17 protein-coding genes are annotated in these 20,392 nt (G+C 65.4%); 9 read left to right on the plus strand and 8 right to left on the minus strand.

The window, feature by feature from the left end; all coding sequences use genetic code 11:
* Window positions 1–78: 78 nt before the first annotated feature.
* The 4 genes from SO140_RS02740 (at window position 79) to SO140_RS02755 (ending at window position 5,776) form a co-directional block, all read left to right on the plus strand.
* Window positions 79–2,577, plus strand: coding sequence for a penicillin-binding protein 1A (locus SO140_RS02740; RefSeq protein ID WP_498540679.1), 2,499 nt, complete (start codon window positions 79–81; stop codon window positions 2,575–2,577).
* A gap of 182 nt (window positions 2,578–2,759) precedes the next feature.
* A protein-coding gene (prfB, locus tag SO140_RS02745) for a peptide chain release factor 2 (RefSeq protein WP_449380776.1) occupies window positions 2,760–3,891 on the plus strand; the annotation gives its coding sequence in 2 pieces (ribosomal slippage) (window positions 2,760–2,828 and window positions 2,830–3,891; 1,131 coding nt in all).
* 2 nt (window positions 3,892–3,893) lie between these two features.
* Entirely contained in the window at window positions 3,894–4,766 is an 873-nt protein-coding gene (locus SO140_RS02750) for an NAD(P)-dependent oxidoreductase (RefSeq protein WP_449380777.1), read from the plus strand.
* 83 nt (window positions 4,767–4,849) lie between these two features.
* A complete protein-coding gene (locus tag SO140_RS02755; RefSeq protein ID WP_449380778.1) occupies window positions 4,850–5,776 on the plus strand; it encodes a DMT family transporter in 927 nt (308 codons plus the stop codon).
* Here SO140_RS02755 and SO140_RS02760 read toward each other — a convergent pair.
* The 5 genes from SO140_RS02760 to SO140_RS02780 are packed head-to-tail and all read right to left on the minus strand — an operon-like array spanning window position 5,757 to window position 11,249.
* Entirely contained in the window at window positions 5,757–7,001 is a 1,245-nt protein-coding gene (locus SO140_RS02760; RefSeq protein ID WP_449380779.1) for an O-antigen ligase family protein, read from the minus strand. The two genes, SO140_RS02755 and SO140_RS02760, sit on opposite strands and share 20 nt — an antisense overlap.
* A 9-nt stretch (window positions 7,002–7,010) precedes the next feature.
* Entirely contained in the window at window positions 7,011–8,396 is a 1,386-nt protein-coding gene (locus tag SO140_RS02765; RefSeq protein ID WP_449380780.1) for a glycosyltransferase family 4 protein, read from the minus strand.
* Window positions 8,393–9,133 carry an ABC transporter ATP-binding protein gene (locus SO140_RS02770; protein ID WP_449380781.1) on the minus strand — a complete coding sequence of 247 codons (741 nt, stop codon included), beginning with the start codon at window positions 9,131–9,133 and terminating at the stop codon, window positions 8,393–8,395. The genes SO140_RS02765 and SO140_RS02770 overlap by 4 nt, the downstream gene beginning before the upstream one ends.
* Before the next feature lie 4 nt (window positions 9,134–9,137).
* Window positions 9,138–11,072, minus strand: coding sequence for a glycosyltransferase (locus tag SO140_RS02775; protein ID WP_474797326.1), 1,935 nt, complete (start codon window positions 11,070–11,072; stop codon window positions 9,138–9,140).
* Window positions 11,073–11,090: 18 nt separating this feature from the next.
* Entirely contained in the window at window positions 11,091–11,249 is a 159-nt protein-coding gene (locus SO140_RS02780) for a hypothetical protein (RefSeq protein WP_449380783.1), read from the minus strand.
* A gap of 129 nt (window positions 11,250–11,378) precedes the next feature.
* Here SO140_RS02780 and SO140_RS02785 point away from each other — a divergent pair, with 129 nt between their 5' ends.
* Window positions 11,379–12,260, plus strand: a complete 882-nt coding sequence (locus tag SO140_RS02785) for a DUF6502 family protein (protein WP_449380784.1) — start codon at window positions 11,379–11,381, stop codon at window positions 12,258–12,260.
* Complete coding sequence (locus SO140_RS02790; RefSeq protein WP_449380785.1) at window positions 12,257–13,450, plus strand: DUF5666 domain-containing protein; 1,194 nt, start codon at window positions 12,257–12,259, stop codon at window positions 13,448–13,450. Before SO140_RS02785 ends, SO140_RS02790 begins: the two co-directional genes overlap by 4 nt.
* A 55-nt stretch (window positions 13,451–13,505) precedes the next feature.
* On the opposite strand, the gene SO140_RS02795 is transcribed toward SO140_RS02790, so the two are convergent.
* Window positions 13,506–14,861 carry a M23 family metallopeptidase gene (locus SO140_RS02795; protein ID WP_449380786.1) on the minus strand — a complete coding sequence of 452 codons (1,356 nt, stop codon included), beginning with the start codon at window positions 14,859–14,861 and terminating at the stop codon, window positions 13,506–13,508.
* A 111-nt stretch (window positions 14,862–14,972) separates the two neighbouring features.
* Window positions 14,973–15,656, minus strand: coding sequence for a peroxiredoxin (locus SO140_RS02800; protein ID WP_449380840.1), 684 nt, complete (start codon window positions 15,654–15,656; stop codon window positions 14,973–14,975).
* Here SO140_RS02800 and SO140_RS02805 point away from each other — a divergent pair.
* The 3 genes from SO140_RS02805 to SO140_RS02815 are packed head-to-tail and all read left to right on the plus strand — an operon-like array spanning window position 15,625 to window position 19,850.
* Window positions 15,625–15,828 (plus strand): hypothetical protein, encoded by a 204-nt coding sequence (locus SO140_RS02805; protein ID WP_449380843.1) that lies wholly within the window; start codon window positions 15,625–15,627, stop codon window positions 15,826–15,828. The two genes, SO140_RS02800 and SO140_RS02805, sit on opposite strands and share 32 nt — an antisense overlap.
* Before the next feature lie 23 nt (window positions 15,829–15,851).
* Complete coding sequence (locus SO140_RS02810) at window positions 15,852–19,661, plus strand: hypothetical protein (RefSeq protein ID WP_449380841.1); 3,810 nt, start codon at window positions 15,852–15,854, stop codon at window positions 19,659–19,661.
* A gap of 51 nt (window positions 19,662–19,712) precedes the next feature.
* On the plus strand, window positions 19,713–19,850 hold the full coding sequence (locus tag SO140_RS02815) for a hypothetical protein (RefSeq protein WP_449380787.1): 138 nt from the start codon (window positions 19,713–19,715) through the stop codon (window positions 19,848–19,850).
* Window positions 19,851–19,892: 42 nt separating this feature from the next.
* Here SO140_RS02815 and SO140_RS02820 read toward each other — a convergent pair whose 3' ends face one another.
* Window positions 19,893–20,324, minus strand: coding sequence for a DoxX family protein (locus tag SO140_RS02820; protein WP_449380788.1), 432 nt, complete (start codon window positions 20,322–20,324; stop codon window positions 19,893–19,895).
* Window positions 20,325–20,392: the final 68 nt, after the last annotated feature.

The raw sequence follows: 20,392 nt of genomic DNA on the forward strand, positions 1-20,392 counted from the left end.
CCGGTGAATTCGCAGCTTAAGGAAGGCGCCCTTTGCCGGCGCCGTTGGTTGTTCAAGGTTTGAACGGATAAACAGATAATGCGCTTGCTGATACGGTTCATGGGCTTCCTGTTCGCCGCGGGAACCGTGGTCTTCCTGGTGGGCGTCGGGGCCATGGCAGGCCTGATCTGGCATTTCTCCAAGGATTTGCCGGACTACTCTCAGCTTCAGGATTATGAGCCGCCGGTAATGACCCGCGTGCACGCGGTCGACGGTTCGCTGCTCGGCGAATACGCCAAGGAGCGCCGGCTGTATTTGCCGATCCAGGCGGTGCCGAAACTCGTGATCAACGCGTTCCTCGCCGCCGAGGACAAGAATTTCTACGAGCATGGCGGCATCGACTACACGGGCATGGCACGCGCCGGACTGCTCTACTTGCAGAACTACGGCTCCAACCGTCGTCCGCAAGGCGCCTCCACGATCACCCAGCAGGTCGCCAAGAACTTCCTCCTGACCAATGAGGTGTCCTTCGCCCGCAAGATCAAGGAAGCCTTGCTGGCGATGCGGATCGAGAAGACCTACTCCAAGGACAAGATCCTGGAGCTCTATCTGAACGAAATCTATCTCGGCCTCGGTGCGTACGGCATTGCCGCGGCCTCGCTCGTCTATTTCGACAAGTCGGTGAACGAGCTGACAATCTCTGAAGCGGCTTATCTCGCGGCGTTGCCGAAGATGCCGGCGACGCTGCATCCGGTGCGCAACCGCGACCGCGCGATCGAACGCCGCAACTACGTGATCGACCGCCTCCAGGAGAACGGCTGGATCAAGCAGGCTGACGCCGAGAAGGCGCGCAAGGAGCCGCTGGTCGTCACCAACCGCTCCAACGGCGCCCACACCTTCGCCGGCGAATATTTCGCTGAGGAGGTTCGCCGCGACATCTTCGAGCGCTATGGCGAGAAGAAGCTCTACGAGGGCGGCCTCTCGGTGCGCACGACGCTCGATCCGAAGATCCAGGTCATGGCCCGTAAGACCATGGTCACGGGCCTCGTGAACTATGACGAGCAGCAGGGCTATCGCGGCGCGATCAGCAAGCTCGACATTTCCGGCGACTGGGGCGTCAAGCTTGCTGACATCAAGTCGCTGTCCGACATCTCGCCCTGGCGCATGGCGGTGGTGCTGGAGACCAGCGACCAGTCGGCGCGTCTTGGCTTCCAGCCCGCGCGCGAGCTCGGCGGTGCCGTCAGCAAGCAGCGCGAGACCGGCATCGTCACGCTCGACGGCGTGAGATGGGCGCGAGCGGCCTCGGGCGCCGCAAGGGGCAAGACGCCGACCGCGGTATCCCAGGTGCTCCAGCCGGGCGACGTGATCTATGCCGATCCGCTCTACACCAAGGAGGGGCAACCCGTCGAAGGCCAGTACCGGCTCCGCCAGATCCCCGAAGTGTCGGGCGCGATGGTGGTGATGGACCCCTGGACCGGCCGCGTGCTCGCGATGGTCGGCGGCTTCTCGTTCGACCAGAGCCAGTTCAACCGCGCCACGCAGGCCTATCGGCAGCCGGGCTCGTCCTTCAAACCGATCGTCTATTCGGCAGCGCTGGACAACGGCTATACGCCGTCGACCGTCGTGGTCGACGCGCCGATCGAAATCGATCAGGGGCAGGGCGGCGGCGTCTGGCGGCCGGAAAACTTCTCCAACGGCAAGTACCAGGGACCGGTGACACTGCGTAACGCGTTGCGGCAGTCGCTCAACACGGTGACGGTGCGGCTTGCGCAGGACATCGGCATGCCGCTGATCGGCGAATATGCGCGCCGCTTCGGCGTCTATGACGAACTGCCGAACTATCTCTCCTTTGCGCTCGGTGCCGGCGAGACGACGGCGATGCGCATGGTCACGGCCTATTCGATGATCGCCAATGGCGGCCGCCGCGTGAAACCGACCCTGATTGACCGCATCCAGGACCGCTACGGCCACACCATTTTCAAGCACGACCAGCGTGAATGCCGCGGCTGCGACGCGCCGGGCGGCTGGAAGAACCAGACCGAGCCGCAGCTCGTCGACCGCCGCGAGCAGGTGCTCGACGCCATGACGGCCTACCAGATCACCGAGTTGATGGAAGGCGTCGTCCAGGCCGGTACCGCGACAGTCGTCAAGGAAGTCGGCAAGCCGATCGCCGGCAAGACCGGCACGACCAACGAGGCCAAGGACGCCTGGTTCGTCGGCTACTCGCCGGACATCGCAGTCGGCATCTATATGGGCTACGACAAGCCGCGCCCGCTCGGTAAGGGCAACGCTGCGACAGGCGGCCATTTGGCGGCGCCGATCGCGCGTGATTTTCTCAAGCTCGCGCTGGCCGACAAGCCGGCAGTTCCGTTCAAGGTTCCGGCCGGTATCAAGCTGATCCGCGTCGTCGCCAAGACCGGCATGCGCGCAGGGCCGGGCGAGACCGGCGGCACGATCTTGGAAGCCTTCAAGCCTGGCACGGCGCCGCCGGATAACTACTCCGTTATCGGCGTTGCCGACGCCGACGGCCGCGGCCCGCAGCAGGCGCCGCCCGATTCCGGCTTCTTCATGCGGCCGGGCACCGGCGGGTTGTACTAGGGTCCAGAGGGCTCAGGATAAAGCTGGCGATCCAAAGCTCCGGCGGTTGCGCTTTGCGGCCGCCGCCGCTACATCCCCTCCGCGATGAGATTGTCATCGCGCTTCAGGTTTTTGTTTGCGCATGATCTTTTCGGGAAACCGCTGCACACTTTCCCGGATCATACGCTAGACCAGAGAACGACATGCGCGCCGAAATCGAACGGTTGGTAGAAGAGATCAAGCAGTCAGTCGGGCTGCTGAGGAGGCATCTTTGACGTCGAGAAATCGACGGCGCGCCTCGCTGAGCTGAACAAGCTCGCTGAAGATCCCAATCTCTGGAACGATCCGCAGAAGGCCCAGAAGCTGATGCAGGAGCGCACCTCGCTGGAAGATGCGCTGTCCGGTATTGGCAAGGTCGAGCAGCAGCTCGAAGACGACATTGGCATGATCGAGCTCGGCGAGGCCGAGGGCGATGAGGGCGTGGTCGCGGAAGCCGAAGCGGCGCTGAAAGCCCTCAAGAAGGAAGTCGCACGGCGCGAACTCGAGGCGCTGCTCTCGGGCGAGGCCGATCGCTTCGATTCCTATCTCGAAGTCCATGCCGGTGCCGGCGGCACCGAGAGCCAGGACTGGGCGCAGATGTTGCTGCGCATGTACACGCGCTGGGCCGAGACCCACGGTTTCAAGGTCGAGTACCTCGAAGAGTCCGAGGGCGAAGAGGCCGGCATCAAGTCCGCGACCATCCAGATCTCCGGCCACAACGCCTATGGCTGGCTCAAGACCGAAGCCGGCGTGCATCGTCTGGTGCGGATCTCGCCGTTCGATTCCAATGCGCGGCGGCACACCTCGTTCTCGAGCGTGCAGGTATTTCCGGTCATCGACGACAGCATCAAGATCGACATCAAGGAATCCGACGTCCGCACAGACACCATGCGTTCGGGCGGCGCTGGCGGTCAGCACGTCAACAAGACCGAATCCGCGGTGCGGCTGACGCATATCCCGACAGGCGTCGCAGTGGTCTGCCAGGCCGGCCGCTCTCAGCACAAGAACCGCGCCCAGGCCTGGGACATGCTGCGCGCGCGCCTTTATGAGATCGAGCTGAAGAAGCGCGAGGAGAAGGCCGCGGCAGACCAGGCCGCCAAGACCGATATCGGCTGGGGCCACCAGATTCGCTCCTACGTGCTCCAGCCCTACCAGATGGTGAAGGATCTGCGCACGGGCGTGCAGACCTCGGACACGTCGGGCGTGCTCGGCGGCGATCTCGACGAGTTCATGGCCGCAACGCTCGCCCAGCGCGCCTTCGGCACCACGAGCGGCGAGATCGAGGACGTCGACTGATCATGCCCCGCGTCGCCTTCATCGGGATTGGGCGGATGGGCCACGGCATGGCCGGCCGCTACCTCGATGCCGGCTTCACCGTGTCGCTCTGGAATCGCAGCAAGGCCAAGGCGGAAGACCTGATTGCGCGCGGCGCGCGCTGGGCGACCTCGCCCGAAGACGCTGCGATCGATGCGGACGCCGTGGTGACCATGGTCGCCGACGATGAGGCTTCGCGCAGCGTGTGGCTTGGTCCCAACGGTGCCGCGAAGACGGCAAAGGCCGGCACGATCGCGATCGAGTGCTCCACGGTCTCCTATGATCACGCACGCGAGATGGCGCGCGAATTGAACGGGCGCGGGCTCATCTATATCGATTGCCCCGTGACCGGCCTGCCCGACGCGGCAGCGGCTGGAAAGCTGACGCTGCTGGTCGGCGCCGACAGCGCCGATCTCGAACGCGCCCGGCCGTTCCTCGAGCCGATCGGCTCGACCATCCGCCATTTTGGCGCGGTGGGATCGGGCACGGTCTACAAGCTCATCAACAACCTCATGGGTGCGATCCAGATTGCGGGCCTTGCCGAAGGTCTTGCGATCGCCGAACAGGCCGGGCTCGACATGAAGCTCGTGCTGGAGTCGATCCAGGCCGGTGTCGCTGCAAGCCCGCAGGTGCTGCGGCACTCCAAGCGCATGGTCGCGCGCGATTTCAGCGGCGCGACGTTCACATCGGCGCTGCGGCACAAGGATGCGGACTACGCGGTCAAGCTCGCCGAAAGCCTGCTCGCCGACAAGCCGCTGGTTGGCCGCGCGGCTGTGGACGCCTATGCGCGCGCAAAGGCCGTGATGCCCGACGATGACGAGGGCAGGATGATCGAGATCGTGTCGCGGCCGAAATAGGGCGCACGTCCCAATCGGAAATCGGGTGGCAATGGCTGTGGTTTCGCAGTAGGCGGTCCGTTCGATCGCCAAAGCGGGACACCATGATTGCCAAGGACAACCGGATCGACGCGCGAGACTGGTCGCTGCTCTCTGTGCTCTCGATCCTCTGGGGCGGCTCGTTCTTCTTCAATGGCGCGGCGTTGCGGGAACTGCCGCCTTTGACGCTCGTGTTCCTGCGGGTCGCGCTCGGCGCGGCCATTCTGATGCCGTTGCTGCGCGTCCAGAAGATCGGTTTTCCCAAGGGTGTTGCAGGCTGGCGGACGTTCTTCGCGATCGGACTGCTCAACAACGTCGTGCCGTTCTCGCTGATTGTGATCGGCCAGACCTTCATTCCAAGCGGACTGGCGTCGATCCTGAATGCCACCACGCCGCTGTTCACGGTGATCGTGATGGCGGTTGCGGGCGAAGAGATGTTGCAGACGCGGCGCGTGGCCGGCGTTGCCTTGGGGCTCGTCGGCGTCGTCATCCTGAGAGGCTGGAACGTCGAGTCGCAGACGGCGCATGGGGTTGGCATTCTGCTCTGCCTTGGTGGCGCCTTCAGCTATGGCCTTGCGGCGCTTGCGGCGAGACGATTGCTGAAGGATTCGCCGCCGCTCGGGACGGCGACCTTTCAACTGATGGCTTCGACCGTGATGATGGCGATCGTCGCCGGCGTGATCGAACAGCCGTGGCGACTTCCGATGCCGGATGTAGCGACCTGGCTCGCGGTGCTCGGCCTCGCGGCTCTGTCGACGGCTCTTGCCTATATCGTCTTCTTCCAGATCCTGCGACGTTCGGGCGCGACCAATGTCATGCTGGTGACGTTGCTCATTCCCGTGACTGCCATTCTTCTTGGCTGGCTCGCATTGGATGAGCCGGTCTCGATGCGCGAGATCGCGGGTGCGCTTGTCATCGGCAGTGCGCTGCTCGTGATCGACGGACGCGTGTCGGCGGTATGGCGGCGCCGATTCAGCGGCGTTCGTCCCTGAGCGTCATGCCGCCGGTCATCCCAACGCCGAGCACGTAGATCCAGCCTGCGTGAAAATCGAACAAATGCGAGTTCAGGAACGAGCTCGTCATGTTCTGCACGACGACGACGAGCCCGATCCAGGCTGCGAGGCCGCTGCCTGTGAATAGCGAGAGATGCACCAGCCACATCGCATAGAGCAGGACGACCCCGAGCAATCCCCATTGCATGGCGACGTTGAGGATCTGGTTGTGCGGATTGTTGACCACCTCGGCCTCGAGGCCGGTCTGCCCCACGGCGGCGCGCTCGAATTGCCGTTTGATCGAGCCGGTGCCGTGACCGAGGAGGGGCGCCTCTGCAAAGGCGGCGATCGCCTTGCGCCAATAGGTCAGCCGCTGTGCGGTGGAGGCGTGGCTGATGTCCTCGTGTCCGTGCTGGTATTCAACGGCAACATCGGCGATCCGCTGACGCAGATACGGCGACGTCGTCCAGGCGAGGAGGCTCGCCGCGACGGTGGCTGCCAGCAGCAGCATCGCTGCGCGCCGGCCCAGATGCCGCCAGGCGAACAAGGCGAGCAGCACGGGCATACAGAGCAGCGCAGTGCGGGCGGAAGCGACGAACAGCATGTTGGTGACGAACAGCAGGATCAGCGCCAGGCAGCCAGACGCGGCGGCCAGCCGCCGCTCGCGCCAGAACGTCAGCGCCGGCAACGCGAGCGCAAAGGCGCACAGCGTGAACTCCTGACTCTGGTCGATGTAATTCTTGACCGGTACTCCGGCTGATGCCGTCGCGGCGAGCTTCCACGCGGGGTGAAACAGCACGATCCAGGAGAAGACCGCGAGCACGGCGCACGAGGCAAGGAAGGCCATGAAGACCCACGCGCCACGCTCCGAGCGCTGGACGTGATAGAGCAGCGGCGGGATGATGATGAGCTTCGCGACCGGCTTGATCGCGTGCAGCCGGTCTGCCCAGGCAGCGTCCGACCAGAGCAGGCCGAGGAGCGCGAGGCCCAGAAATGCGAAGGGCAAGGCGAAGGCCGGTTGCCTCAGGCACCGCGCATAGTCCCGCCAATCGATGGTCGGCGTGAGGAAGAGCAGCCACAGCCCGACGAAGATCGCCGGCAGCGAGGTCGACCATGGTAGCGAGGCCGCGATCATCGCGGCGAGCAAGTCGGCACTGCACATCAGCCTTGCCGTGCTGCGCGAAGGCGCAAGCACGTCGCGCGCGTCGGTGGCTTCAACGGTCATGACGGTGGCCTACTGCGCGGCCATCAAGCTTTCGGCGGGCCGATACTGGCCGAGGAAATCGCGGGCCTGGGTCTCGTACCCGAAGCGCTCGGCAAGCGCACCGCGGTGGTCCCTGATGTCGCGGCGGCATTCCTCCTGTCGTGCGATGACGCGCGTGACGGAGGCGCGGATCGACTCGGCTGAGAACGGATCGAAATAATCGGCGAGTTCGCCTGCAACCTCACGGAACACCGCGATGTCGGAGCAAAGCACGGGCGTGTTCGCCGCGAGCGCCTCGATGATCGGCACGCCGAACCCTTCGGCGAAGCTCGGCATGATCAGGCCGTGGGCCTCGGCGATCAGGGTCGCCTTCTCATGCTCGTCGACATAGCCGGCGAAGCGGATGTTGGGCGGCAGGTTGCGCATCTGCGAGGCATGGCCGGCATAGCCGATCACGACGAGGTCGGCCTGCGGCATGTCGCGGAAGGCGCGGATCACGGTGGCGACGTTCTTGCGCGGCTCGTTGGAAACGATGACCACGAAGCTCGGCCGCCCCGGACGCCCCGTCGGGGCTGGCAGTTGCAGGACATCCGGGGCGTCGAACTGCGTGCGGGGGTAGACGACCCTCGCAGGCAGATGGGCGAATTGCGGCAACAGCTCCCTGAACCGCATCATGCTGTAGTTGGAGACGAAGGCGAGCTCGTCGGCCTGGCGCAAGCTCGTCAGCAGGCGCGACAGGAACAGGCGCGTTGCCACGTCGCTGAGCTTGAGATCGGTGAGCGGCAAGAGGTCGTGAACGACGCAGATCACCTTGGCGCCGGGCTTTCGCTTGATCGCCACGCGGGTCGGCGTGTCCACGAGGATGACGTCGTAGTCGCGGGCGTCGATCCGCGGCGGTGGCAGCAGGAAGAGCGCCGAGGAGTCCTGATAGCTGTAGAAGCCGGCTTCGAGCTGGAAGTCGCGGAACAGCTCGAGATGACGCAGATCCGGCGGAATATATTCGAGCGCCGCGGTCTTGTTCTCGATCAGCCGCGTGCTCATCCCGCGCAGGCCGATCGCCCGCAGAAAACAGAGGGCGTATTCCCACGACGTCGCCATGTCGATCCGGTGCCGGATCCAACCGAGCAGACGACGGAGGCCACCGTGGCTGCGCATCATCGGCTCGCTCATGTTGACGGAGTCGAGGTAGCGGTACAGCGCCAGAAGCTCGATGTTGCGCGATTGCCGCGGAAACAGCCCGGTGCGCCGCTCGCGCCCGCGCAGCTTGCGATAGCGGCGCGTGGTCTCGACGAGGAGGGTCAGCTCGTGGCCATCGGCTTCGAGCGAGCGGATCAATTCGCGGCTGAAGTGGAAGATGCCGCGTTTGTGGTTGGGCTCGCCGAGCGCCTCGGAGACGACCAGAATGCTCTTCTTCATGCGCGTATCTCGCGGAGCTCGAATGGATGTGCGGCGGTCGGCTCGACGGCGATCGTCGAGGCAACGCGTCCGTGATCGAGGTTGATGATGGTGGAGCAGGTGCGACGCAGCAGCGGCTGGTCATGGGAGGCGATGATCACGATCGCGGCCTGGGATACCAGCTTGAGCAGCCGGGCCTGCGCCTTGGCCGAGAAATTCTCGTCGACGACGCTGAGCCATTCGTCGAGCAGCAGGATGTCGGCCGGGAATGCGGTCGCGGTCGCAAACAGCACGCGCATCAGCATGCCCGAGGAGAACATCCGCAGCGGCAGCCGCTGCATCCGCTCCTCGAGCTCGGTGAAGGCCCAGATCTCGTCGATGATGGCGCGGGTCGGCTTGCGGCCGGAGATCCGGAGCAGAAGCGCGATATTGTCCTCCGCCACGAAATCAAGATTGACGCCGGCATTGAGGCCGAGCAGCGGCACGATGTTGCCCTTGATCGCGACGGTGCCGCTGCTGGGTGGATAGACCCCGGCAATGAGGCGGAGCAGCGTCGATTTCCCCGAGCCGTTCGGTCCGGCAAGACCGATGCGCGCGCCAGCCTCGGCCTCGATCGTGATGTTGTCGACGGCGCGGATGATCCGCATCCCGCCTTCCTCGCGGATGAGATGGCCGAGCAGGCGGCGCTTGAGCGAGTGGTCGTAGGCGCCGTACAGGGGATAATCGAGACTGACGCTACGCAAGCTGATCGAGGCCATGACGCTAGATCCAGAAGGCCGCTTTGCGCAGGTGGACGAGGGTCAGCCAGCTCGCGACGGTGAGCCCGGCAAGGCACGCCAGCACATAGACGATGCTCAGAGTGTCGACATGCCCACCCACCAGAGGCTCGCGCCACACCGCGAACAGGTGGGTCAGCGGATTGAGCCGCATGATGGTCGAGCGATGATTGATCATCTCCGACGACCAGATCACGGGTGAGGACAGGAAGCCGAGCATCAGCGAGGATTCGATGATCGGCTTGAGGTCGCGATACCGTGTCGCCATGGCGCCGAGCACCAGGCTCAGTGCGAAGGTGCAGGCGATGAAGAGCAGAAGCCCCGGCAGGGCGGCGAGCGCGTGGGAGAGATCGCGCGGGGTCAGCACCAGCCACAGGATCAGCGGCACGCAGGCATTGTGGAGCGCGAACAGCGCCTGGCGGAAGGTGCATTGCAGGAGGAAGATCACCGGCGGCAATGCGCGGTCGCGGATCAGGCTCGCCGAGCCCTGTAGCGCCGTGGTGGCATCGAGCACGACGCTGTTGAGGAAGGTCCAGGCCGTCATCGACAGCGCGAGCATGGGCAGCCGCGCCAGCACCCCGGCGTTGGACATCTGGCCGATCACCGAGCCCAGCACCGCGACCACGATCGCCATCTGGAGCGACATCCAGAACGGTCCGAGCAGCGAGCGCACGTAGCGATGGCGCATGTCGGACCACGCCAGCGCGCCTGCGATCCGGATCACCTCGAGCCAGGCCGGAGTGGCGGACGAGGCGGCAGCGGAGCGGCTTATGCTCGCGGCCGACGCCTGAGCCAATGCCGTGCTGTACACCGTCTCCATGCCACTCTTGAAGGCCATCGCGGAGTAGCGCGTCGCCGCGCGCGTCCGAGCGGCAAGGCCCATGCGGCGGCGGCGTTCGGGATCGCGAATCAGGGTGTCGATGGCTTCGCCAAGCGCTGCGGCGTCGCCGGGCGTCACGGTGATCGCCTCGATGCCGTCACGCGCCACATGCGGCACGGCCGTATCCAGCGCCGTGTTGACGACGGGCCGGCCTGCCGCCATCGCCTCGAGCTGGACGAGACCGAAGGTCTCGGCGTTGGTCACCGATGGCATCACGAACACGTCGGCGATGCACATCAGCTTGACGCGCTCGCAATCGGGCACGGAGCCGAGCAGGCGGACGCGTTCGCGAACGCCGAGCTCGTCGATCAGTTGCTCGAGCCGCGCGCGCTCGGCGCCTTCGCCGATGATCCAGACCTCGAAGTTGTGGTTTGCCGCAGCGCGGATCAGGACGTCGAAGCCCTTGTAGGGAACGAGCCGCCCGCAGCCGAGCACCAGCCGTCCGCGATCGTTGACGTGCTCCGGCTCGAGCCTTGGCCAGTCATATTTCGCGGTGTCGATGCCAAACGGCACGACGTGACACTTGGCAGCGAATTCCCGCAGCAGCGGCGTGGTGTCGACCAGCACGCGGTCGGAGACGATGATGGCGGCGGCCTGACGCAGGGTCCGGCGCATCAACGGTTCGATGAACCAGCGCAGACCGGCATGGGTGACGATGTCGGCATGCCAATGCACGACCAGCGGCCGCTTGCGAGCGAAGCCGAGCGCGAAGACGAGGTCGGCAAGCGGGAAGGGGGCGTGCAGTGCCAGCAGGTCGTGCTGCGCGATCTTGCGCCAGAGGCGCCACGGATAAGTCGGCGCGGCTGGCAGCGAGAGCACGTCGCCGAATGACTGCACGCGCTCCACGGCGACGTCGTTGACGACGATATTGCGGCGTTCTTCGGCGGACTTCGAGCAGACCAGCACGGCGGAGGTGAAGGCATCCTTCAGGCTCGCGCAGATGTCACGGATCACCGTGAGCGTGCCACCGAACAGGTCGGGATAGTAGACCTTGAAGATGTGAAGAACCGACGGGCGGGTGGGTTCGCTGACATGGGTCATGTTGCCGTCGTGCTCCGCTCAGCCGGCCAGGAGGGCGGCGACGAAGGGCACCGCGAGTGTCGAGATGAAGATCACGCCGCGCACGAGCGCAGGCAGCATCGGCTCGACCGCGCCAGGGCGGTGTCGGCCGAAAGGTGCGGAAATCTTGCTGGAATTGCAGACCGGGCGGTCAGGCATTGGGTCAACTTTCCCTTTCGCGTCGTGCCCTCAGTTGCGTCCGGTATATGTGGGAAAATTTACCACGTCAACAAGGCGCGCGAAAAAAGTGGGATTGTGTCCCACGCGGGGCGCCGTTACAATTCAGCCATGAATGCCAAGCCCGGGTCCAAGGCGGCGGATAGACCGGCTGCACCACAGCCGAACGCCGCGGCAAAGCTGCACGCGCCCCTGGCGCGGCTGCTGCGCCCATTGGTGCGCCTGTGCATCCGCAGCGGCATGACCTTTCCGGCGCTGGCGCAATTGCTCCGCGAGCTGTTCGTCAACGTGGCCGAGCACGATTTCGCGCTCGAAGGCAAAGAGCAGACCGACAGTCGCGTCAGCCTGCTCACCGGAATCCATCGCAAGGAGGTCGCGCGGCTGCGCGGCGCCGGCGCGCCCGTGCATGAGGCGCCGGCGGCGGTGTCGCTGACCAGCGCCGTGATCGCGCGCTGGCTGGCGGCGCCCGAATTCACCGATGCGAAGGGCGAGCCGCTGCCGCTGCCGCGCACGGCCGAAGGCGAGGCTCCCTCGTTTGAGCAGCTCGTCGCTTCCGTGACGAAAGACGTGCGGCCGCGCGCGGTGCTCGACGAATGGCTCGATCGCGGGCTCGTTACCATCAACGGCGATGACGCGATCGAGTTGGTCGAGGCTGCCTTCGTTCCCCGCGGTGAGGACGACAGCAAATGGCACTATCTCGGCCGCAACCTGCACGACCATATCGCCGCGGCGGCTGAAAACGTCTCAGGGCCTGCGCCGCGCTTCCTTGAACGCGCGGTGCATTACAACGGCCTATCGCCAAGACTTGCAAAACGGCTCGAGGCGCGCTCGCGCGAACTCGCGATGGAGGCGCTCAAGACCGCCAACCGCGAGGCAAATCGCTCGCTCGCCAAGGACAAGGGCGGCGATGCCCGCTGGAATTTCGGCATCTACATCTATTGCGAGGATGTCGAGGCGGAGAGCGACGGCACCGGCGAGGGCGGTCGCTCATGACCACGCCGCCGCGCATATCCCGCCGCCTGTTGCTGACGGGATTCTGGCTCGCCGGAACGGCTGCCGCCTGGGCACAAACCAAGCGCGGCAGCGACCAGGGAATTGGCGGCACTGGCATCAGGCGCGGTGATGATCAGGGCATCGGCGGCACCGGCATCGTCGGTGTGATCCAGCGCTTCGGCAGCATCTACGTCAATGGCGAGCGCGTCACTTACGCGGCCGACGTGCCGGTGCGGATCGACGGCGAGCCCGCGACGACCAAGAGCTTGCGCATCGGACAGCTCGCGCGCGTGGTTGCCGTCCGGCAGGCCGGTGGCACGCTGGCAACGCGCAGCATCATCATCGCCAGCGAGGTTGCGGGCCCGATTGAAGCAGTGAAGGGCAACGAGATCACCGTGCTCGGCCAGAAAGTGGTGGCGAGCGGCCAGGAGAGCTGGCGCCGCGTCGGCACCCATGTGGCGGTGTTCGGGCTGCGTCGCACCGACGGCACGATCGTCGCGAGCCTCGTCGAGCAGCGTCGCAACGCCACTGCAAGGGTTTCCGGCCTGCTCGAGCGAGGTCCCGACGGGCTGCATATCGGCGGCCTGCGGCTGAACGGTGCTGATGTCGCCCTGGTCGGCCAGCGCGTTCAGGTCGAGGGCAGCGCGAGCCAGGGCATGCTCCAGGTCGCGCACGCCAGGATCGACGATTTCTCGGATCTTGCCGGTGCGAGCCGGCTATCGATCGAGGCCTATGTGCAGCGGGCCGGCGCCAATCTGCAGCTTGGCTCTGGTCTCGTCGCCCACGACGGCTCGCGTTTTGCGCCGAGCGCAGGCGAGGCACGGGTGGTGCTGAACGGCGTGTTCGATCGCGGCCGCGGCTTGCAGGTCGAATCGGTGCAGGCCGTCACGCAGTTCCCGGGATCGTCGCTGCAGGGACCGGGCAGCCCGCCCGGCTCAGGCACCCATTCGCCGGGCGGCTCGATCCTGCATCCGGGAAGCGGCACGCCCGGTTCTCCGAGTGGCCAGCCTGGCGCGCCTGGCGGTGGACCCGCGCCTGGTTCGGGCCCGGGGCCGGCTCCCGGCTCCGGCCCATCGGGCCCGAACGGTCCGTCCGGTCCTGGCGGCCTTGGCTCACCTGGCGGTCCCGTGGGGCCCGGCGGTGGCGGCTTCGGTGGTCCGGGTGGCGGGATGGGTGGCGGCCGGCGCTAAACAAAAAAAGCGACGAGCATGTGCTCGTCGCTGAGAGACCGGTGTGTCTTCGCACCTAGCCCGCGCTGAGGCGCACGCCGGCGCGCAGGAATTTCTGCGGGTCGACCGCTTCGCCGTCGATGCGGGTTTCGTAGTGCAAATGCGGGCCGGTGGAGCGGCCGGTCGATCCGACCAATCCGACGACCTGGCCGATCTTCACGATCTCGCCGACTTTGACGTTGATCTCGGAGAGATGGCCGTAGCGGGTCGAGAGCCCGTTGCCGTGGTCGACCTCGATCATTCGGCCATAGCCACCCGACCATCCCGCCGACACCACCTTGCCGTTGGCGGTAACGCGGACGGGATCGCCGGTCGCGGCGCGGAAGTCGAGGCCGGTGTGCATCGCCGGCCGGCCAAGGAATGGATCGCTGCGCACGCCGAAGCCGGAGGTGAACTCGACCTCGCCGATGACGGGCTTGCGGTAGGGCACCAGCGCCAGCGTGCGGTTGAGCCGATCCACCTCGGCGCGCGTGACGTTGATACGATTAAGTTGCTTCTCGAACGGACCGGCATTCGCGGTCAATTTGACCGGTACAAAAGGGCCACCCATCGCGGTCCGCGGCACGGCGGCTTCGAGATCGGCGAGGTTCAGGCCGAGATCACTGACCACGCCGCGCATCCGGCGTGCGCGCGATTCCATGCCGTCCTCGACGGCGCTGAGCGCGGCGATCTGGCGTCTCTCGACCTGATCAAGCGATGTCTGCAAGCGCACCAGGACATTGTCAAAACCCTGAACCTTGGCGAACTGGCTCGGCTGTGGGTTGGCGATCACGGGTGTTCGCGATTCAAGCCGCGCCTCGCGATCCGGTGGCGCCACGAAAATCACGGTGTCGCTGATCGGCGAGGGCTTTGGCGTGCCCTGTGACGGGCTGGCCTCGCCGCGTTGCGGTGTCGCGCGCGGGATCGATCCGGTCACGTCGGGCATGGCGCCGAGCGCCGTTGCGCGGGACTCGAGCGCGGTCTGCCGCTTCATGATCTGGTCGAGCTTCTGGTCGAACTGCTCCTGGTCGAGCAGCTGCCGGCTCGTGGTGCGATCTACCTTGGCCCTGAGCTCGGCGATGCGGTCCTCATAGGCATATTGCATCTCGGCCTGGCGGGCGATCAGCCGCGTCAGCACGTCGTCGCGGAAGGCGAAATAGGTGGCGGTCGCCGCCGACCACAGCCCGAGCAGCACGATGGTCCCGACCACGATCCAGAACACCACGGGCCCGAGGCGGACCTGCTTGCCGTGATGCACGATGGTGTAGGCGTCGTCGGCGGCGGGAAGGGGGATCGCGGCCGCGGTGCTCACAGGACGGCGGTTGAAGGGCCGCCCGCGGTCGTGAGGGTGATGCTGGGAGTAGTGCGAGTATTGGGCAGAACTGTTCGACATCGGCACTCCCGCGCCGGTCGGAGAGGTTCCGGACGGCTCAATTGCCGCAGCAATCTGGGCCGTTCATGGTTAATTTTCCGGAAACGGGAATGCTCGAATTCGCGCAACTGGTTAAAGGGATGTTGCGGCCGCCAGCACATCCTCGGCGTGGCCGTCGACCCGGACGTTGCGCCAGATTCGCGCCACCTTGCCGTCGGCGCCGACCAGCACCGTGGTGCGAAGAATCCCCAGGAAGGTCCTGCCGTACATCGATTTTTCGCCCCAGGCGCCGTAGGCCTCCAGCATCTCATGCTGCTCATCCGAGATCAGGGGGACGGCTAGCTTGTGCTTGTCGCGGAACTTCTCCTGGGCCTTCGGTGGGTCGGCCGAGATGCCGAGCACGCTCGTGCCGGTCGCAGCGAAGGCATCCTTGAGCCGGGTGAAATCGATCGCCTCCCGGGTGCAACCCGGCGTGTCGGCGCGAGGATAGAAGAACAGGACCAGCTTGTTGCCGGCATAGTCGGCCAGCCTCACCGTGCCGCCGCCGTCGCGCGGCAGGCTGAAGGCAGGTGCCTTCTGGCCTTCGGACAGGGCACCCTTGGTGGGGGCGGCTGCCGATTCGGAAGATTTTAACCGTTTCGACGTGGCCTTGTGCGATGCTGCCACGATAGAGGTTTTGGTTGATTTGCGTGTTGCGGCCCGCTGCGTCGTCGCGGGCTTTGTTGTCGCCGTAGTCCGCGTTTGAGTCCGTTTTTTCCTTGGGGTTGGGCTGTCGGAGGCCGTCTTGGACGATTTCTTTCGCGTTTTCTTGGACATACGCCTTCCTTTCGACGCTTTCGGCGGGTCAACCAAAGCGGTATTGCAGATCTCGTCCGGCGCGCCGGAATCGCGCCCTCGGCTGGGCAAGTCTGTCGACGCCGGAGGATGGTTACAAGGAATTCCAAACACCACCCCACTGCTCGTTGAACGCGCGTTCGGGGCGACATGACGAACAGCAGGAACATCAAGGGAATGGCGGCAATGCCGGCGCAGGGACGTTTGGTCCCCGTCGACGGCTGCGGCCCCGGCGGCGGTCAACCTAGGGATGGCCGCCTGTATCGAGAGGCAATGGCAAGAAATTCGTCGCCCCAGGACCACAGCGGGGAGCTCTATCAGCGCGCCGGAGAGCAAGACCCTCTTGCATGGGACGAGGTCGATTGGGATCCGGACCAGGAAGCGGCGGCAGGCCACCGGGCGCGCCGGCTGTTGTCCCGTTCCAACTCCCGCTTTCATCGCGTAGGTGACGGCTTCGGCACGTTCGGGCGCTGGCTTGCGGCTGACCGCTGGGTCAAACGGCTTGCCCTCGTCACGGGCACTCTCGTCATCATTTTCGTCTGTTGCTTCGCCACGCTGTGGTGGCGGCTCGGCGCGGGGCCCATCAATCTCGACATGGCGACGCCATGGCTTGCGGCTGCGATCGAGGACAATATCGGTCACGGCAACACCGTCGAGGTCGGCGGCACCCAGATCGAACGCGCAGGGCGGATCCGCATCGCGGTGCGCATTCGCGACATCATCGTCCGGGACCGCGATCACGCCATCGTCGCAAGCGCGCCGAAGGCCGAAGTGCGGCTGTCGGGCATGGCGCTGCTGATGGGCCGGCTGCGCGCCGAGAGCCTCAATCTCGTCGATGCCGAGCTCGCGATCCGGATCGCACCCGACGGGACCGTCACGGTGTCGGCCGGCGACACCGCAAAGCCGCTCGCCACCGGCGTCGCGTCGAAAAAGGAGGCGGGCCTGCCGCCGACCTTCCCGCGTCCGGGATCTGCACCGCCTGCCGCGACGACCTCTCCCGTCGCGCCCTCCGGTCCGGATGCGGCCGCAGCGTCATCGGCCGGCGGCAGCACGCAGAGCGGATTGCTTGCCGGGCTCGACTGGCTCGACAGCCTGAGCATGACCGGACTTGACGGCCAGAACCTCAACGAGATCGGCCTGAAGAACGGCAATCTGATCGTCGACGACCAGCAGCGCGGCAGCAAGTGGAGTTTCGAGAACATCAGTCTCAGCCTGCGTCGACCGCACGGTGGCGGCGTTGCGCTCAGCTTCGGCGAAGAGGGCGCGCGGCCATGGTCGCTCCGCGCCACGATCGGCCCTGCCGAGAACGGCGTGCGCTCGGTCGATGTCCGGGCCGACAAGGTCTCGACCTCGAACATCCTGCTGGCGCTGCGGCTAAAGGACCTGACCTACAACGCTGACCTGCCGCTGACCGGCGAGCTCAAGGGCGAGCTCGGCCGCGACGGCCTGCCGACCTATTTCCGCGGCAAGGTTGTCGTCGGCGCGGGCAACATCATCGACACCGATACGCCGGATTATCCGATGGCGATCGATTCGGCCGAGCTCAACCTAGAATGGGACGCCGGACGCCGGGTGCTGGTGGCGCCGTTCAAGATCATCTCCGGCGCCAACCGGATTACGCTGCTCGCGCATCTCGAGCCGCCGAATGGCACCACCAATGACTGGCAGCTCGGGTTCAGCGGCGGATCGATCCTGCTGGGCGGCATCGACAACGAACCGCCGTTGGTCTTCAACCGCATTGCCATCGGCTTCCGTTTCGACACCGACCACAAGCGCGTCGTGCTGGCGCAGGCCGACATCAGCAATGGCGAGATCGGCGTCGCCGGAACCGGCGCGATCGACTATTCCGGCGAGCCGCGGCTGATGCTCGGCTTTGCGGGCACGCCGATGTCGGCGACCGCCCTCAAGCGGATGTGGCCGACGCTCATTGTTCCGGAGCTACGTGAGTGGGTGATCGAGCGGATCGAGCGCGGCACGCTCCAGCGCATCGAGGTCGGTGTCAATTCGCCGACGCGCAATCTCCCGCGCAAGGGCCCGCCGATCCCCGAGGACGGCCTGTCGGTCAACATCGTTGCCAACGGCGTCGCGGTTCACCCCGTGGACGGCATGCCTTCAGTACACGACGCCGACCTCAAGGCGCACATCACCGGACGCACCGCGACGGTGACGATCGGGCAGGGCGTTGCCGATACACCCGCGGGACGCAAGATCACCTTTTCGGACTTCACCTTCGAGGTGCCGGACATGGCGATAAAGCCGTCGCCTTCGCGCAGCAGATTCCGCGTCGACGGACCGGTGCCCGCGGCTGCCGAAATTCTCGCCAATGATCGTCTGAGCGATCTGTCAGCAACCTTCGTCGATCCCAACACCAGCAAGGGTAATTTCTCGGCCAACATCACGCTCGCCTTGCCGGTGAAGGGCGAGCTGACCAAGGCGGATACGAGCTTCACCGTCGCCGCCGACCTCAACGGCTTCGCCGCCGACAAGCTGGTGATGAATCAGAAGCTCGAGGCGAACAGCCTCAAGATCGTCGCGAGCAATCAGGGCTACCAGGTCAAGGGCGACGTCAAGATCAACGGCCAGGCGGCCTCGCTCGATTACCGCAAGCCGGCCGAGGGCGATGCCGACGTCAAATTGCAGACCACGCTCGACGATGCGAGCCGCGCCCGTCTCGGGTTCGACTTGAGCCCCGCCGTCAGTGGTTCGCTGCCGATCAAGGTCTCCGGCAAGATTGCCAGCGGTCCCGAGCAGACTACGCGCCTTGGCATCGAGGCCGATCTGACCTCGCTCAAGCTCGACAACATCCTGCCGGGCTGGGTGAAGCTGCCAGGCAAGTCGGGCAAGGCCAGCTTCAAGGTGGTGCCGACCGCGCAATCGACGCGGCTCGAGGATATCGTCGTCGAAGGTGCGGGAGTGTCGATCAAGGGCTCGCTCGAGGTCGACCAGAACGGCGACCTCATGAATGCGAACTTCCCGACCTATTCGCCGTCCGACGGCGACAAGGCCTCGCTCAAGGTGGAGCGCGGTCCCGACGGCGTGGTGAGAGGCACCATGCGCGGCGACGTCTTCGACGGTCGCGGCTTCCTGAAGTCGGCGATCTCAGGCAATTCCGGCAAGGACGACAAGAACAAGCTGAAGAACGTCGACTTCGACATCGACGTCAAGCTCGGCGCGGTCGCTGGCTTCAACGGCGAGGCGATGCGCAGCGTCGATGCCAAGATGTCGCGGCGGAGCGGTGCCGTCAAAGCCTTCACACTGAACGGCAAGGTCGGCAAGGACACGCCGGTGACGGCAGACTTGCGCGGCGGGCGCGCGCAGGGCGGTCGCGAGGTGATCTACCTCCAGACCAACGACGCCGGCGCTTTCCTGCGCTTCTCCGACACCACCAACAAGGTGTTCGGCGGCCAGATGGTGGTTGCGATGGAGCCGCCGACATCGGAGCCGACGGCACGGGAAGGCCTCATCAACGTGCGTGACTTCACGGTCAAGGGGATGGAGCAGCTCGATCGCATTGCGGCGGGCGGTTCCAACGGCGCGCAGAGCGGCGTATCGTTCACGGCGTTGCGCGCGGAATTCACTCGGCAGAACGGTGCGCTCACGATCCGCGACGGTGTCGTCAAGGGACCGATGATCGGCGCCACCATCGAGGGCGCGATCGATTATGCCGGCAATCAGGTCTGCATGAGCGGCACCTTCGTGCCGGTGTATGGGGTGAACAACATCTTTGGCCAGTTGCCCGTTATCGGCCTTCTCCTGGGCAACGGCAACAATGAGGGACTGATCGGCGTGACCTATGAGGTCGTCGGGGCGCCCGATAAGCCGGTCATGCGAGTCAATCCGATCTCGGCGATGATGCCCGGCGTGTTCCGCAAGATCTTCGAGTTCAACACCGGCAAGCAGAACATGTTCGACGAGCTGCCGACGCAATCGGGCGAGAGCTCGGCGGGATCATCGCGGCCGCTGGGCTGCACTCTGGCGCGACGATAGCATGAGGCGGCGAGGCGCTAGGCACCTTGCTTGCGTCCGTTCAGATTAGGGATGATTGGCCCTAAGGCTATCGGCGTCGGAGTCCGCCTGGGCAAGCCCGCAATGAACCGCTTCGTTCACCGCATCATCATGGCCGTGCTGCTGGCCGCGGCACTGGCCGTCATCTGGAACGTGCTCGGCGGGCGATGAACCGGCACCGGCGAGTTCGCCGGTGCTATTCGCGTTGAGATCTCAGCGCCGCGCGAAGGCGCCGCTCGGCTCATCGCCTTCCTTGCGCAGCAGCGCGTCGACGCTGATCGGGCCGCCGCCGGCCGCGGAGATGTACAGACAGGCGAAGCAGAACAGGATCGCTGCGGTGCCGCCGTTGAGCAGCGGCAGGAACACCGGCGAGCCGCTCTTGAACATGTGGCCGAGGAAATAGGCGAAGGCCATTTCACCCGACAAGACGAACGCCGAGATCCGCGTGAACAGGCCGATCATCAGGGCCGCACCGAGCACGAGCTCAAGCGCACCGGCTGCGTAGATCAGCGGCGGGATGTCGGCGAAGTAGGGGACCGCGGGAAACTTGAAGATCTTGGCGATGCCGTACTGAAACAGCAGCAGGCCGGTGATGAAGCGAAACAGGCTCAGCAGAGCCGGTTGAAAGCGAGACAGTGAATTCATGATTTGCGCCCTTCCATCCAAATTCCATGCGACTTGAATCGCATCCGGTTCCACCCTGCAAGACAGGG

Source organism: Bradyrhizobium sp. UFLA05-108 (assembly GCF_059803455.1).

What these genes read in the sequence shown, in the direction of transcription:
- SO140_RS02800 (WP_449380840.1), bottom strand. Translation starts at nt 15,656, where the DNA reads ATGTCCAAGAAAACGCGAAAGAAATCGTCCAAGACGGCCTCCGACAGC.
- SO140_RS02810 (WP_449380841.1), top strand. Translation starts at nt 15,852, where the DNA reads ATGGCGGCAATGCCGGCGCAGGGACGTTTGGTCCCCGTCGACGGCTGC.
- SO140_RS02815 (WP_449380787.1), top strand. Translation starts at nt 19,713, where the DNA reads ATGATTGGCCCTAAGGCTATCGGCGTCGGAGTCCGCCTGGGCAAGCCC.
- SO140_RS02820 (WP_449380788.1), bottom strand. Translation starts at nt 20,324, where the DNA reads ATGAATTCACTGTCTCGCTTTCAACCGGCTCTGCTGAGCCTGTTTCGC.
- SO140_RS02765 (WP_449380780.1), bottom strand. Translation starts at nt 8,396, where the DNA reads ATGAAGAAGAGCATTCTGGTCGTCTCCGAGGCGCTCGGCGAGCCCAAC.
- SO140_RS02770 (WP_449380781.1), bottom strand. Translation starts at nt 9,133, where the DNA reads ATGGCCTCGATCAGCTTGCGTAGCGTCAGTCTCGATTATCCCCTGTAC.
- SO140_RS02750 (WP_449380777.1), top strand. Translation starts at nt 3,894, where the DNA reads ATGCCCCGCGTCGCCTTCATCGGGATTGGGCGGATGGGCCACGGCATG.
- SO140_RS02740 (WP_498540679.1), top strand. Translation starts at nt 79, where the DNA reads ATGCGCTTGCTGATACGGTTCATGGGCTTCCTGTTCGCCGCGGGAACC.
- SO140_RS02755 (WP_449380778.1), top strand. Translation starts at nt 4,850, where the DNA reads ATGATTGCCAAGGACAACCGGATCGACGCGCGAGACTGGTCGCTGCTC.
- SO140_RS02780 (WP_449380783.1), bottom strand. Translation starts at nt 11,249, where the DNA reads ATGCCTGACCGCCCGGTCTGCAATTCCAGCAAGATTTCCGCACCTTTC.
- SO140_RS02795 (WP_449380786.1), bottom strand. Translation starts at nt 14,861, where the DNA reads ATGTCGAACAGTTCTGCCCAATACTCGCACTACTCCCAGCATCACCCT.
- SO140_RS02760 (WP_449380779.1), bottom strand. Translation starts at nt 7,001, where the DNA reads ATGACCGTTGAAGCCACCGACGCGCGCGACGTGCTTGCGCCTTCGCGC.
- SO140_RS02775 (WP_474797326.1), bottom strand. Translation starts at nt 11,072, where the DNA reads ATGACCCATGTCAGCGAACCCACCCGCCCGTCGGTTCTTCACATCTTC.
- SO140_RS02790 (WP_449380785.1), top strand. Translation starts at nt 12,257, where the DNA reads ATGACCACGCCGCCGCGCATATCCCGCCGCCTGTTGCTGACGGGATTC.
- SO140_RS02785 (WP_449380784.1), top strand. Translation starts at nt 11,379, where the DNA reads ATGAATGCCAAGCCCGGGTCCAAGGCGGCGGATAGACCGGCTGCACCA.